This is a genomic window from Streptomyces xanthochromogenes (assembly GCF_014650455.1).
GTDB classification, from domain to species: domain Bacteria; phylum Actinomycetota; class Actinomycetes; order Streptomycetales; family Streptomycetaceae; genus Streptomyces; species Streptomyces xanthochromogenes.
The window spans coordinates 108,877-122,829 of record NZ_BMUZ01000001.1 but is presented as its reverse complement, the minus strand read 5'-3'; the positions used below and the strand labels follow the sequence as shown (position 1 = coordinate 122,829).

The following is a 13,953-nucleotide window of genomic DNA, read 5'->3' as shown; positions in this document are numbered from 1 at the left end:
GACATGGCGCAGCAGGAGACGGACCAGCAGGTCGAGAACGACGGGTTCGTCGTGGACACGGAGGACTGCGAGGCGCGTGAGCTGGCCTACCGCGAGCGCGGCACCGCCCGCCCGGTGACGGTCGTCGGCAACCCGGTGCTCCACAAGGAGTGCAAGGACGTCACCGCCTTCGACGGCGAGCTCGCCCGGCTCGTCGACGACATGTTCGCCAGCCAGAAGGCGGCCGAGGGCGTGGGCCTCGCGGCCAACCAGATCGGCGTGGACCTGAAGGTGTTCGTGTACGACTGCCCGGACGACGACGGTGTGCGGCACGTGGGCGTCGTCTGCAACCCGGTGCTCGAAGAGCTCCCGGCCGAGCAGCGCGTCCTGGACGAGTCCAACGAGGGCTGCCTGTCCGTGCCGACCGCGTACGCCGAGCTGGCCCGCCCCGACTACGCGGTGGTCCGCGGTCAGGACGTCGAGGGCAACCCCATCAAGGTGCGCGGCACCGGTTACTTCGCGCGCTGCCTCCAGCACGAGACGGACCACCTGTACGGCTACCTGTACATCGACCGCCTCTCCAAGCGCGACCGCAAGGACGCGCTGAAGCAGATGGCGGAGGGCACCCCGCGGTACGAGACCGTGCCCAACAACTGACGTACGCCACCGGCGCGTTGAGGCCCCGCTCCCCCCGAGGGAGTGGGGCCTCGCGCTTGGTGCCGGCGGGCTAGAACTCCTCGTCGAAGCCGACCGAGCCCTCGACCGCGACCTGGTAGGCCGACGGGCGGCGCTCGAAGAAGTTCGTCAGCTCCTGGACGCCCTGGAGCTCCATGAACGAGAACGGGTTCTGCGAGCCGTAGACCGCCGGGAAGCCGAGGCGGGTCAGCCGCTGGTCCGCGACGCACTCCAGGTACTCGCGCATCGACTCGGTGTTCATGCCCGGCAGGCCCTCGCCGCACAGGTCACGGCCGAACTGCAGCTCGGCGGCGACGGCCTCCTTCAGCATGTCGGTGACCTGCTGCTCCAGCTCGTCGTCGAAGAGCTCGGGCTCCTCCTTGCGGACGGTGTCCACGACCTCGAAGGCGAAGTTCATGTGCATCGTCTCGTCGCGGAACACCCAGTTGGTGCCGGTGGCGAGGCCGTGCAGCAGGCCCCGGCTGCGGAACCAGTAGACGTAGGCGAAGGCGCCGTAGAAGAACAGGCCCTCGATGCAGGCCGCGAAGCAGATCAGGTTGAGCAGGAAGCGGCGGCGGTCGGCCTTGGTCTCCAGCCGGTCGAGCTTCTCCACCTCGTTGATCCACTTGAAGCAGAACTGCGCCTTCTCGCGGATCGAGGGGATCTCCTCGACCGCGTCGAACGCGGCCGCGCGGTCCTCCGGGTCGGGCAGGTAGGTGTCGAGCAGCGTCAGGTAGAACTGGACGTGCACGGCCTCCTCGAAGAGCTGACGGCTCAAGTAGAGCCGCGCTTCGGGGGAGTTGATGTGCTTGTAGAGGGTGAGCACCAGGTTGTTGGAGACGATCGAGTCGCCCGTCGCGAAGAACGCGACCAGCCGGCCGATCATGTGCTGCTCGCCCGGCGTCAGCTTCGCGAGGTCGGCGACGTCGGAGTGGAGGTCGACCTCCTCGACGGTCCAGGTGTTCTTGATCGCGTCCCGGTAGCGCTCGTAGAAGTCCGGGTAGCGCATGGGACGCAGGGTCAGCTCGAAGCCCGGGTCGAGGAGGTTCTTCTTGTCGGTGGAGCTCATTACTGGCAGGCCTCGCAGGACTCGGGGTTTTCCAGGGAGCAGGCGACCGCGTCGGCGTCGGGCGCGGCCTGCTGGACGGGGATGGTGGCGGCCTGGGCGGCGCGGGCGATGCGGGTCGCCGGGCGCGAGCGCAGGTAGTACGTCGTCTTCAGGCCCTGCTTCCAGGCGTACGCGTACATCGACGACAGCTTGCCGATGGTGGGCGTCTCCAGGAACAGGTTGAGCGACTGCGACTGGTCGAGGAAGGGGGTACGGGCCGCGGCCATGTCGATCAGGCCGCGTTGCGGGATCTCCCACGCCGTGCGGTACAGGGCGCGCACCTCGGCCGGAATCCAGCCGAAGTCCTGCACCGAGCCGCTGGCCTCGCGCAGCGCCTCGCGGGACTGCGCGTCCCACACGCCGAGCTTCTTGAGCTCCTCCACCAGGTAGCCGTTGACCTGGAGGAACTCGCCACTGAGCGTCTCGCGCTTGAACAGGTTGGAGACCTGCGGCTCGATGCACTCGTACACGCCCGCGATGGAGGCGATGGTCGCGGTCGGGGCGATCGCGAGGAGCAGGGAGTTGCGCATGCCGACCTTGGCGATGCGCTCCCGCAGGGCCGCCCAGCGCTCCGGCCAGGTCAGCTCGACGTCGTAGTGGTCGGGGTGCAGCACACCGCGCGCGGTACGGGTCTTGTCCCAGGCGGGCAGCGGGCCCGACCGCTCGGCGAGGTCGGTGGAGGCCTCGTACGCCGTGAGCATGATCCGCTCGGACAGCTGGGTGGAAAGGGCCCTCGCCTCGGGGGAGTCGAAGGGCAGGCGCAGCTTGAAGAAGACGTCCTGCAGGCCCATCGCGCCCAGGCCCACCGGACGCCACCGGGCGTTGGAACGGCCGGCCTGCTCGGTCGGGTAGAAGTTGATGTCGACGACCCGGTCGAGGAAGGTCACCGCGGTGCGGACGGTCTCGTCCAGGCGCTCCCAGTCGATCTCCCCGCCGCGGGCTCCCTCCACCACGAACGCGCCGAGGTTGACCGACCCGAGGTTGCAGACGGCCGTCTCGCCGTCGTCCGTGACCTCCAGGATCTCGGTGCACAGGTTGGAGGAGTGGACCGTGTGGCCGGGCTCCGCCGTCTGGTTGGCGGTGCGGTTGGAGGCGTCCTTGAAGGTCATCCAGCCGTTGCCGGTCTGCGCGAGGGTGCGCATCATGCGGCCGTACAGGTCCCGGGCCGGCATGGTCTTCTGGGCGAGCCCCGCGGCCTCGGCCCTGCGGTAGGCGGCGTCGAACTCCTCGCCCCACAGGTCGACCAGCTCGGGCACGTCGGCCGGCGAGAACAGCGACCACGTGCCGTCGGCGTCGACGCGGCGCATGAACTCGTCGGGAATCCAGTGTGCGAGGTTCAGGTTGTGCGTGCGGCGCTGGTCCTCGCCGGTGTTGTCGCGCAGCTCCAGGAACTCCTCGATGTCGGAGTGCCAGGTCTCCAGGTACACCGCGGCCGCGCCCTTGCGCCGGCCGCCCTGGTTGACCGCGGCCACCGAGGCGTCCAGCGTCTTGAGGAACGGGACGATGCCGTTGGAGTGGCCGTTGGTGCCCCGGATCAGCGAACCGCGGCTGCGGATGCGCGAGTACGAGAGGCCGATGCCGCCGGCGTGCTTGGAGAGGCGGGCCACCTGGTGGTAGCGGTCGTAGATCGAGTCCAGCTCGTCGAGCGGCGAGTCGAGCAGGTAGCAGGACGACATCTGGGGGTGCCGGGTGCCGGAGTTGAAGAGCGTGGGGGAGGACGGCAGGTAGTCCAGGCGGCTCATCAGGCCGTACAGGGACGCCACTTCGCCCAGGGCGCGGACCGAATCGTCCTCGGCGAGGCCGGACGCCACGCGCAGCATGAAGTGCTGGGGGGTCTCGACGACCTTGCGGGTGATCGGGTGGCGCAGCAGATAGCGGGAGAAGAGGGTGCGCAGGCCGAAGTAGCCGAAACGGTCGTCGGCGCCGTCGGCGAGGGCGGTGTCCACCAGGGCGTCCAGGCGGCCCGCGTGCGCGCGGACGAACTCGACGGTCCGGTCCGCGATCAGGCCCTCGCGGTGGCCGACCTCGACCGAGGCGGAGAAGGACACCGCGCCCTGGGTGGCGGCCTCTTCGGCGATGGTGATCGTCAGGAGCCGCGCGGCGAGACGGGAGTACGCCGGGTCCTCGGAGATGAGCCCCGCGGCCGCCTCGGTGGCCAGCTCGCGCAGCTCGGCCTCGTCGGAGCGGGCGTTGCGGCCCCGCAGCGCGGCGGCGGCGACCCGGCCGGGGTCGGTGTCCGCGAGATCGGCGGTGAGCTCCGTCAGGGTCCGCAGCAGCGCGGTCCCGGGGGCATCCGCGAGCTCTTCGGTGATCGCTGAAGCGGGATCCGCTGGGGCGATGGTCACGTGGGGGCACTCCTCGCTCGGCACGGGGCCTTCGGGGGAGGCGTCGGCGCGCGTCGGGGCAGCCCTCGGCACGTCGTCCACCGGCCCAACCGCGAGGCCCGGACGTCTGGCGTCCGGTTCGGTCGACCCGGACGCGCCGTCGGCAGGTGCTCGGACTCGACCCGTACAAAGACGTACAGGTCATACCGTTGCGGGACAGTTCCGGATTCCCACCGGATTCCCCTGCGGCGACAGCGAGCACGAGCATACATGTGGGGGGTGCTCCCTGAAGCACCCCCCACATGTTGTGTCGCCCTGCGGAAGGGCCGCCGCACCCTGGTGGGTGCGGCGGCCCTTGGCAGTACTGGTTGCGGCCCGGGATCAGTGGGCCGAGCCCGCTGTCGCCGGGGGGAGCTCGACGGCGACGCCGGGGTCGCCGGCGTCCGCCGTGTAGTCGGCGGGGGACGTCTCGTCGATGCCGTCGGGGGCCTTCACGGCGCGCAGCACGAAGGTCAGGACGACCGTCACCACCACGTTCATCACGAAGGCCGTCAGGCCGATGTAGCCGATCTCGCCGATGCCGGGGATCTCCTTGGAGGAGCCGCCGAAGTGCTTCTGGGTGGGCGAGGCCACTCCGTACGCGGCGAGCGTGCCGTAGACCATGCCGACCGCCCAGCCGGCGAGCAGTGCCCAGCGGTGGAACCAGCGGGTGAACAGGCCGCCGACCAGGGCCGGGAAGGTCTGCAGGATCCAGATGCCGCCGAGCAGCTGGAAGTTGATCGCGACCGTCTTGTCCATGGTCAGGACGAAGACGAGTGCGCCGACCTTCACCACGAGCGAGACCAGCTTGGAGACCTTGGCCTCCTGCGCGGGCGACGCGTCCGGCTTGATGAAGTCCTTGTAGATGTTGCGGGTGAAAAGGTTCGCGGCCGCGATCGACATGATCGCCGCCGGGACCAGCGCGCCGATGCCGATCGCCGCGAAGGCGACGCCCGCGAACCAGTCGGGGAACATGTCCTCGAACAGCTGCGGGATGGCCAGCTGGCCGTTGCTCACCTTGACGCCCGCCGCGATCGCCATGAAGCCGAGCAGCGCGAGCAGCCCCAGCATCAGGGAGTACAGCGGCAGGATCGTGGTGTTGCGGCGGATCACGTTGCGGCTGCGCGAGGACAGCGTCGCGGTGATCGAGTGCGGGTACATGAACAGTGCGAGGGCCGAGCCGAGCGCGAGCGTGGCGTACGTCCACTGGCCGGCGTGGCCGGGAGCGATCGCCCCGGTCGGCTGCCCGGTCTTCGGGTTCGGCGTCGCGAACTTGTGCTGCGCGGCGCTGAAGATCGCGTCGAAGCCGCCCAGCTTGATCGGGATGTAGATGATCGCCACCGCGATGACGAGGTAGATCAGGCCGTCCTTCACGAACGCGATCAGCGCGGGGGCGCGCAGGCCCGAGGAGTAGGTGTACGCGGCGAGCACCGCGAACGCGATGAGCAGCGGCAGGTCCTTGACGAACCAGTTGCCGGACTCGCCACCCACACCCATGACGTCCAACACGGCCTGGATGCCCACCAGTTGGAGGGCGATGTACGGCATCGTCGCGAGGATTCCGGTGATCGCGACCGCGAGCGAGAGGCCCTTGGAGCCGAACCGGCCGCGCACGAAGTCCGAAGTGGTGACATAGCCGTGCTTGTGCGACACCGACCACAGGCGCGGCAGGAAGGTGAAGATCAGCGGGTACACGAGGATCGTGTAGGGCACCGCGAAGAACCCGGCCGCACCCGCCGCGTAGATCGCCGCGGGCACCGCGACGAAGGTGTACGCCGTGTAGAGGTCGCCGCCGAGCAGGAACCAGGTGACCCAGGTGCCGAACGACCGCCCGCCCAGGCCCCATTCGTCGAGCGAGGCCTCGTTCTCGGCCTTGCGCCAGCGGGCGGCCATGAAGCCGATGACCGTGACGGCCAGGAAGAAGAAGATGAAGACGCCGAGTGCGACGCCGTTCACGCCGTCCTTCACTTGGACGCACCCCCCTTGCTGCTGTCGGAGGTGCTGGGGGCGGTGGTGCGCGAACGCTGGTCGTGCTGCCACAGCTTGTACGCGATCATCGTGAGCGCCGTCGAGATCAGCACCCAGAGCATCTGGTACCAGTAGAAGAAGGGGATGCCGCCGAGCGCGGGGTCCGTCTTGGCGTACGAGCTCACCCACAGCATCGCCACGAAGGGCGCGATCAGGCAGAGCGCGATGACCACGCGCAAGGGCGTGATCACCGGTCTCTTCACTTCCGTCGATTCCGGCATGGGTGGTTCCGTCCCCTCACGATCACCTGCGCGTTGGATCACCTGGTGTTGCGGATCACTTGGTAATGCGCAGGAAATCTAGGGGAGAGACCCGGCCAAGGGAACCCCCGTCCGGAATCCGGACGGGGCGCGAGTGCGGCCAGGACTCCTGACGGAACGTCAGAGCCAGCCCTCCTTGGCCGCTCGTACGCCCGCCTCGAAACGGCTGCGGGCGCCCAGGCGGGACATGAGGTCCGAGCTCATCCGGCGCACGGTCCGCAGGGAGACCCCGAGCCGCCGGGCGGCGATGTCGTCCGTGCAGCCGATGCCGAGGAGCAGCAGCAACTCCCTTTCCTGGGGCGAGAGATCGTGCTCGTTGCGCCGGGGCGCCTCCCCGAACGGGGTGCCCGACTCCCACAGATGGTCGAACAGGACGACCAGCGCGTTGACCAGACCGCGGCTGCGCACTTCGAGCGCCCCGGCCCGCGCGTCCTGCGGGTCCACCGGGACCAGCGCGGCGCTGCGGTCCACGATCACCATCAGCATCGGGACGATGGGCACCGTGCGGGCCTCGCCGCCGAGATCGCAGTACCAGCGCACGTACTCCAGGGTGGGCGGATCGTTGCGGAAGCTCTCCTGGTAGATGCTGCGGATGCGCACCCCGCGTTCGAGGGCGAGCTGGTCCAGAGGCTGGCTCGCGTCCATGGTGTCGGGCAGTTGGGCCCCGCCGGGCAGCAGCGAGAGGCACTCGGCGCGGGCGCTGGAGGCCAGGTCCTCCAGGCGCTCGCGCACCGCGTCGACCCCCTGGATGCGGTCGACCACGTCGTGCCGGAAGGTGCCGCTCTCGCTGAACTTGGCCAGGATCGCCGCCACCGCCTGCTGGGCCACCTCGACCTGGCGTCTGCGCTTGGTCAGTTCGGCCTCGGCCCGCGAGAGCAGGAACGCGAAGCCGACGTCCGGGTTGAACGGTGCCACCGGTTCCGAGGCGTCGTCCATCAGGACGAGCCGCAGATCGGCGAGATGGGCGAGCGCCGACCGGACCTCGCTCTCGGACCATCCCAACTGTTCGGCCAACTCCGGTACGCCGTAACTCGGTTGCTCAAGCAGGAGCCGGTAGACGGTTTCGGTGGACTGCTGGATTCCGAGTGCCTCTAGCATGCGGGTTCCCCCAGGTTCGCGTATGCCGTGATGTCACCGTGCGTGGTCCGATGGTTCGGCCAGGGGGATCGTATGGCCGAGCGGCAATCTAGGTCTAGACCAATAAGATGACGCCGGGGTGGCCGGAAGGGCACGTGTGGCGGTTTCCGCGGACCTTTCGTGTGCGCCCGGACGTGACCTTCCGGGCAGGGCCGCAAGGGCCCGGAACAGCATCGAGTTCAGCAGCACCGCACCGCCGAGTCCCGTCACCAGCAGGGCGAGTTCGACCTGGGGCCCGAGCCCGATGGCCAGAAGGGACAGGGGGCCGACGAGTCCGATGCCGGGCCGCACGCGCGGTGCGGACCCGGGCGCCACGGCCCGGTCCAGCGCGTCGAGGAAGGCCAGGGCGCCCGCCACCAGCGGAACCCACCCGGTCACCGCCCCCGTCGCCGCGACCCCGCCCAGCAGCCGGGCGCCGGGGCCGTACTGCCACACGAGGACCAGGAGCCCGCTCACCGCGAGCGCCGACACCGCCCCGCACAGCGCCGCCCGCACGGCCACCCCGGCGGACCGCAGCCCGGCCACCACGGCGAAGCCCAGCAGCGCCATGACCGCAAGGCCGAGCGGGACCAGGCGGTACACGCCCTGGACCAGGTCGAGTTCGGGCACGCCCGAACCGCCGGTCAGCGTCTCCGTCCCGGCCGACGCGGACCGCACGTCCTTCATCGTGCGGCGGCCGGACGCGGTCATCGGCTCCCCGGACGGGATCACGGCGACGAGCGCGGTCCCGTCGCGGCGCCAGGCCGCGGCATCGGGCGCCACGGCCGTCACAACTCCGGGAACCCGGGCCGCCCGCGCTGCCACTTCGGCGGGTTCGACGCCGGAAGGGGCAAGCAGCTCAAGGGGGTTGAGGACGCCGGACGGAATCCCGGCGGCGGTCAGCTGGTCGAGCCCGTCCCGGGCCGGCCCGCCGCGCACCAGCGCGTCGGCCCGGGGATTCCCGGCCGTCAGGAACCCGGCCGCCCCGGTGAGCAGTGCGAGGGCGACGAGAGCGCCGGCGGCGAGCAGGCGCGGAGCACGCGGACGCCTACCCGGCGGCGCCAACTCCCCTGGGCAAAAACGGAGTTGTGGTGATCGGCCCTTGCTCGGCCGCCGCTCCCGCAGCCGGCCGGGCGCCCAGCACAGCAGTGCCGGGCCCAGCGTCAGGGCGGCCAGGGTGGTGATGAGGCAGACCGCGGCTCCCGCGATGCCGATCGAGCGCAGGAAGGGGACGGGGAGCAGGGCGAGCGCCGCCAGGGCCGCGGCCCCGGCCAAGGCGCCGGTCACCGCCCGGTCCGCCAGTACGGAACCCGCGCGCAGGGGGGCGAGCCGGGCGTCGGAGCCGCGCGCGAGCTCCGCGCGCCACGCCGTCACCAGGGTCGCCGCGCGCCGCACCGAAAGCGCGAGGGCCGCGGCCGGGATCAGATACACCACGACGAAGCTCAGCTCCATGCCGCCCGCGAGCGCGAGGACCACCACGAGGGCCGCCACCGACGACACCGCGGCGAACAGCAGCGGAAGCAGCGAGAGCAGCGGACGGAAGGTCCGCAGGAGCAGCAGGAGGGCGCCCAACGCGCTGGCTGCCTTGGTCAGTTGGAGCAGGAGCGCCGGCCGTTCGGTGGCGCTGTCCTCCTGGAGCGGCAGCACGCCCGTCACGTTCACCCGGGCTTCGGGCAGCGCCGCGCGCAGCCCGGTGCGCAGCCGCTCGGTGGCGTCCCGCACCGCCGAGAGTCCGGCCAGGTCCGGCTTTCCGGAGCGGGGGTAGACCAGGGCGTAGGTGGTGCGGCCGTCGGGCGAGAGGAATGCCCCGTCGCCGGTGCCGGCGTACGAGAGGACCCGGGTGCCGGGTTCCGTCGCGGCGGCGAGGGCGGACTCCAGGCGGGCCGCCGCAGCGGCCGAGCGGCCGCCGGTGCCGTCCGGCCAGGTGACCACGGCGACCAGCGGGGCCACGCCCGCGCCGGCCCCGTACCGCTCGGTGATCGCCGCGTTGGCCCGGGAGCCGTCCTGGCCGGAGGCCGTGAAGCTCTGGTCCAGGCGGCCGAGGTTCGCCGCCGCCGCGGCCCCGCCCGCCAGGAGCACCGCCAGCCACAGCAGGCAGACGAGCCCGCGGTGACCGACGGAGAGGCGGACGAGACCGGCGGCGTACCGCTCAACTCGCCGCATCGAAACTCGCCGCATCGGCACCCGCCGCGTCCAGGCGGGCCCTGACCTCGTCGTCCAGGACCAGGTCCACCGCCTCCAGGGACTCCTCCAGCTGACCCACCGAGCTCGCCCCGATCACCGGCAGGACGGGCAGCGCCCCGCCGAGCGCCCAGGCGAGCACGACCTGTCCGGGTGCGACCCCGAGCTCCTTGGCGACCTCGCCGAGCACCGCGAGCCGCCGGGCCGAACCGGCGTGCCGGTACTGCTCGGGGATCTCCTTAGCGGGGTTGTTGTACGCCCCGGTGAGCTGGGTCGTGTACGCGACGAAGGTCAGCTCCGGCCGGGCGGCCAGATAGTCCAGGAGTTCCTCGGAGGCATGCGGGTTCACCCCGAACTCGGCGCCGGGGCGCGGCTGGAGGTAGGTGTAGCGCTGCTGCACCGCCGCGTACGCCGGGCCGCCCGCGCGCTCGGCGGCGGCGCGCGACTCCTCGATGCGCCAGGCCGCGAAGTTGCTGCAGCCGGAGAGCGAGATCTTCCCGGCGTCGGCGAGCTCCGCGAACGCGCCCATCGTCTCCTCGACGGGCGTCTTCCGGTCGTCGATGTGCCCGTAGTAGACGTCGATCCGGTCCGTGCCCAGATTGCGCAGGCTGGTCTCCACCTGGCGGCGCAGCACCGGCGCGGACAGCCCCTCGGCGGCCTCGGGCCACGGCGCGTCCAGCGGCTCGGGCAGCGCGCCGACCTTGGTGGCGAGGACGATCTCGTCCCGGACGCCCCGGCTGGCCAGCCACTTGCCGATCACGAGCTCGCTCTCGGCGCCGGTCGCGCCCAGCTCCCAGAAGGCGTACGTGTTCGCGGTGTCCAGGAAGGTGCCGCCCGCCTCGTAGAAGCGGTCAAGGACGGAGAAGGCACTCGCCTCGTCGATCCGGGTGCCGAAGGGGAGGGTGCCCAGGCACAGGGTGCTCACCCGCAGGCCGTCCTTGCCGCCCAGCTGTCGGTACTGCATCAACGGTTCATCTCCTCGATAGGGGTGGTGGTGATCGTGACGTCCTGTGCCAGGTGGTCGGAGAGACCGCCCGGGTCACGGAACGCGTACTGCCGCACGCGGACCCCGGCACTGGTGAACACCCAGTCGATGCGCCAGAGCCGGAGCTTGCGTCGAGCATGCCAACTGGCCGGGAACAGCGCGCGGTTGGCCCCGATGGCGTCGTGCGCGGTCTTCGGCATCCGGCGGATGTCGCCGATCGCCGCGCTGGTGTTGAAGTCCCCGGAGACCAGGAACGGATGGGGGTTGGCGAGCAGATCGGCGACCAGCGCGTCGTACTCGCGCCGCCGCGCCTCGTGCCGGCGCCGCATGTCCCGGAAGAACGCCCGGCTCAGCGGGTTCATCACCGTCAGCTGCACCGGGATGTGCACGTTGTACGTGGAAAGGATGCCGTCCGGGGTGTGCAGGTCGACCCGCAGCGAGCAGGCGCCGACCGGCACGGGGGGACCGGCGGGCGGAAACCGGGACAGGGTCACGGAGTTGTTGTCGATCGACAGGTGGTGGCCGGGGAACTCGCGCCGCAGCCGCTCCTCGTCGTCGATGTCCCACACCTCGCCGCCCTCGAAGCCGTTCAGATACTCCTGGAGGAGGTAGACGTCGGCGGGCAGCGAGTGCAGGAAGGAGTAGAACCGGTCGGGTTCGCGGCCCTGGTTCCAGTGCTGGGTGTTCCACGACACCACCCGGATTCCTCCTGGCTCCCGCGAACTACCCTTCAGCGCACGGATGTTGAGCCCGTTCTCCCGCCAGCCCGCGAGCAGGCACCCGGCCGCGAGCACCGCGCCGGGCACGCTCCCCGAGGCCGCCGCAGCGGCGAGCAGGGCGAGCGGCACGACGGCGAAGAGCGGCGGGGGCAACAGGGACACGGCCAGCCAGGGCCACCAGCGGCCGTTGAGGGCCAGATGCGCACCGAGGAAGACGGTCCACGCGAGGGCGACGGCGGTAGCGGGGGACACGGCGGACTTACCTCTCGTTCTCGGTCGGTGACGCGTTCTCGGCCCGTGACGCCGGCCCGGGCTCCGGCGCGTCCTTGGCCCGTGACGTGGGCGGCACGGTGACCCACAGGTCCTGCACCGCGTGGTCGGACAGTTTCTCCGGCGGGTCGAAGGCGTACTTGTCCGCCGTCACGCCATGGCCGGTGAACGCCCAGTCCGTGCGCCAGAAGGGCTTCCAGCCGCCCTCCTCCCAGCTCGTCGGGTAGAGCTCGTCGCTCGCGCCCACCGCGTCGGAGAGCCGCGAGCGGATGCCGTCGAGCTCCGACATGGCGGCCGTGGTGTTGAAGTCCCCCGCCACCACGACCGGGTTGGGGTTGTGGTCCAGGTCGTCCTCAAGACCCGCGTACTGCGCCGCGCGGGGGCCGAAGCTCTCCCGCATATGACGGTAGAAGGCGCCCGAGAGCGGGCCGTCCGTCATGCTGTTCCAGACCGGCATGTGCAGGTTGTAGAACGACACCGTCCGGCCCTTGATCAGCAGATCGGTGCGCAGGACCTTGGCCTGCCGGTAGCGCGTGTTCCAGTCCGCGTCCGGCGCGACGTCGCGGGCCGGTCCGACCGCGGGCTTCGCCACGACGGGGAAGCGGGAGACGGTGACCAGCTCGCCCTGGACGGCGACCTCGTACCCGGGGAACTCCGCACGCAGCCGCGCCAGGTCGTCGATGGGCAGGCGGCCCTTACGGTCCGGGGTCACGTGCTGGTACTCGTGCAGGAGGTACACGTCCGCCTTCTTCGACTTCAGGAAGGCGTAGAAGTGGTCCTGGGTTCCCAGGAGTTGGTTCCACGAGTTGGTGTTCCAGGCGACCACGCGCACCGAGTCCGGGCCGGGCTCGTGGTCCGAGGACCACAGCGCGCCGAAGTTGATCCCCGACTGGCCCGCGCCCAGTACCAGGGCGACGGCCACCGCGGCCCCGGTACGCCACCGGTCGGCGCCGCGGGCCAGCGGGATCAGCGCGGCCAGCAGCAGCGGGAGCACCACGAACAGGAACGGCGGTACGGCACCGGCCGGTTCGCCGAACCAGTACCGGCCGTCGACGAGCCACTCCACCGCCAGGTACACCAGCCAGCCGAGCGCCGCCCAGCACACCAGGCGCCCCGCCCGGCGGCGCACGCGCCGGGCGGGTGCGCCGGCGGGGGCCGGCTCCGTGACGCGCTCGGCGGGCGGGGTCCGCAGGTCAGACACCGGGAACACCGACCGCCGAGCCGAGGCCCGCGCTCTGGGACGGCCGGGGCTGGGGCGCGTAGAGCCGCCGGAAGCGGGACGAGAACAGCCACTGCACCCCCGCGACCCCGATGGCCGCGAACACCGTTAGGTTCACCAGGAAGTTGACGGCCACGAAGTACCCGAGGAACAGGCGCCCCCGGTGTCTGCGCACCACCCGGTACATGTCGAGGTCGCCCAGGACGGACAGGACGAAGAGCAGCGCGGGAAGCAGGAACCACACCGCGCCCCACAGCAGCGGCGCGGCCAGGGCGGCCACCGCGAGCGGCGCCGCGAGGCTGGCGCCCGCGCGCGGGCCGGTCACGAAGCCGCCCTGCAGGGCGCGGCGGCTCAGGATCAGCGGCACCGCGAGCCGGGCGCGGCTGAACACCTTGTCCAGGACGATCCGTACGGTGTCGTCGTGGTCGTGCCGGCCGCGCACGTCGAGGGAGCTGAGCACCTTGTGGTGCTCCGAGATCCGGCGCCCGTAGTCCTGGTCCTCGGTGTGCCGCAGCAGCGGGTTGAACGGGCCGACCTCGTCGTAGACGGCGCGGGGTATCGCCAGGATCGCGGTGTGCACGGTGTCGATGACACCCTCGGACTTCAGCAGCAGGTAGTACTGCTGGAGCGAGCGGTACTCCTCGATCAGGCTGTCCCGGATCAGCGGCTCGGGCTCGTAAGTCCCGCACACCGCGCCGTACTTGACGCCGTCGACGCCGTCGGCGAGCAGGGCGACCGAGCGCTCGATGGCGTCCGGGTGCATCGCCACGTCGGAGTCCAGGAAGACGAGGACCTCGCCCCGAGCGAGCTCCGCCCCGAGGTTGCGGGCCACCGCCACGCCGCTGTTGCGGCCGGTGCTCACCACCCGGGCGCCGAGGGCGGCGGCGGTCGCGGCGGAGTCGTCGGTGCTGCAGTCGTCGATGACGATGATCTCGGTGTGCGGATACGTCTGGTTCTGCGCGGCTTCCACGCACAGGCCGATCGAGCGGCCGTAGTTGTAGTTGGGGATGATGACGGAGACCAGGGGCTGGTGGTCGCTGGACACGGTCG

General features: G+C 71.1%; 11 protein-coding genes and 1 riboswitch. Of the genes, 1 reads left to right on the top strand and 10 read right to left on the bottom strand.

All coding sequences use genetic code 11. The features are described 5' to 3' along the window. Positions 1–3: 3 nt before the first annotated feature. Positions 4–636 (top strand): peptide deformylase, encoded by a 633-nt coding sequence (gene def, locus IE267_RS00555; RefSeq protein ID WP_161252281.1) that lies wholly within the window; start codon positions 4–6, stop codon positions 634–636. A 70-nt stretch (positions 637–706) separates the two neighbouring features. Here the strand turns inward: def and IE267_RS00550 are convergent, their stop codons facing one another. The 10 genes from IE267_RS00550 to IE267_RS00505 form a co-directional block, all read right to left on the bottom strand. Continuing rightward, complete coding sequence (locus IE267_RS00550) at positions 707–1,723, bottom strand: ribonucleotide-diphosphate reductase subunit beta (protein WP_167157076.1); 1,017 nt, start codon at positions 1,721–1,723, stop codon at positions 707–709. After that, positions 1,723–4,107: a ribonucleoside-diphosphate reductase subunit alpha gene (locus tag IE267_RS00545; protein ID WP_189761853.1), complete on the bottom strand. Its 2,385-nt coding sequence runs from the start codon at positions 4,105–4,107 to the stop codon at positions 1,723–1,725. Before IE267_RS00545 ends, IE267_RS00550 begins: the two co-directional genes overlap by 1 nt. Before the next feature lie 124 nt (positions 4,108–4,231). Then, positions 4,232–4,354: riboswitch (cobalamin riboswitch) on the bottom strand. Positions 4,355–4,467: 113 nt separating this feature from the next. Next, the gene (gene mctP / locus IE267_RS00540; protein ID WP_167157072.1) at positions 4,468–6,093 is read right to left on the bottom strand and encodes a monocarboxylate uptake permease MctP; all 1,626 of its coding nucleotides are present in this window, start codon (positions 6,091–6,093) and stop codon (positions 4,468–4,470) included. Then, complete coding sequence (locus IE267_RS00535) at positions 6,090–6,374, bottom strand: DUF3311 domain-containing protein (protein WP_161252273.1); 285 nt, start codon at positions 6,372–6,374, stop codon at positions 6,090–6,092. Before IE267_RS00535 ends, mctP begins: the two co-directional genes overlap by 4 nt. A gap of 159 nt (positions 6,375–6,533) precedes the next feature. After that, positions 6,534–7,511 carry a helix-turn-helix domain-containing protein gene (locus IE267_RS00530; RefSeq protein ID WP_161246219.1) on the bottom strand — a complete coding sequence of 326 codons (978 nt, stop codon included), beginning with the start codon at positions 7,509–7,511 and terminating at the stop codon, positions 6,534–6,536. A 33-nt stretch (positions 7,512–7,544) separates the two neighbouring features. Beyond that, positions 7,545–9,692: an MMPL family transporter gene (locus IE267_RS00525; RefSeq protein WP_189761852.1), complete on the bottom strand. Its 2,148-nt coding sequence runs from the start codon at positions 9,690–9,692 to the stop codon at positions 7,545–7,547. Beyond that, on the bottom strand, positions 9,679–10,674 hold the full coding sequence (locus IE267_RS00520; RefSeq protein WP_189761851.1) for an aldo/keto reductase: 996 nt from the start codon (positions 10,672–10,674) through the stop codon (positions 9,679–9,681). The genes IE267_RS00525 and IE267_RS00520 overlap by 14 nt, the downstream gene beginning before the upstream one ends. Beyond that, a complete protein-coding gene (locus IE267_RS00515; RefSeq protein WP_189761850.1) occupies positions 10,674–11,666 on the bottom strand; it encodes an endonuclease/exonuclease/phosphatase family protein in 993 nt (330 codons plus the stop codon). The genes IE267_RS00520 and IE267_RS00515 overlap by 1 nt, the downstream gene beginning before the upstream one ends. Positions 11,667–11,673: 7 nt before the next feature. Beyond that, the gene (locus IE267_RS00510; RefSeq protein WP_189761849.1) at positions 11,674–12,885 is read right to left on the bottom strand and encodes an endonuclease/exonuclease/phosphatase family protein; all 1,212 of its coding nucleotides are present in this window, start codon (positions 12,883–12,885) and stop codon (positions 11,674–11,676) included. After that, complete coding sequence (locus tag IE267_RS00505; RefSeq protein ID WP_189761848.1) at positions 12,878–13,948, bottom strand: glycosyltransferase family 2 protein; 1,071 nt, start codon at positions 13,946–13,948, stop codon at positions 12,878–12,880. Before IE267_RS00505 ends, IE267_RS00510 begins: the two co-directional genes overlap by 8 nt. Positions 13,949–13,953: the final 5 nt, after the last annotated feature.

Bases quoted from the DNA above. Each gene is read 5' to 3' on its own strand.
- def (WP_161252281.1), top strand. From the start codon at position 4: ATGGCGCAGCAGGAGACGGACCAGCAGGTCGAGAACGACGGGTTCGTC.
- IE267_RS00550 (WP_167157076.1), bottom strand. From the start codon at position 1,723: ATGAGCTCCACCGACAAGAAGAACCTCCTCGACCCGGGCTTCGAGCTG.
- IE267_RS00535 (WP_161252273.1), bottom strand. From the start codon at position 6,374: ATGCCGGAATCGACGGAAGTGAAGAGACCGGTGATCACGCCCTTGCGC.
- IE267_RS00530 (WP_161246219.1), bottom strand. From the start codon at position 7,511: ATGCTAGAGGCACTCGGAATCCAGCAGTCCACCGAAACCGTCTACCGG.
- IE267_RS00525 (WP_189761852.1), bottom strand. From the start codon at position 9,692: ATGCGGCGAGTTGAGCGGTACGCCGCCGGTCTCGTCCGCCTCTCCGTC.
- IE267_RS00520 (WP_189761851.1), bottom strand. From the start codon at position 10,674: ATGCAGTACCGACAGCTGGGCGGCAAGGACGGCCTGCGGGTGAGCACC.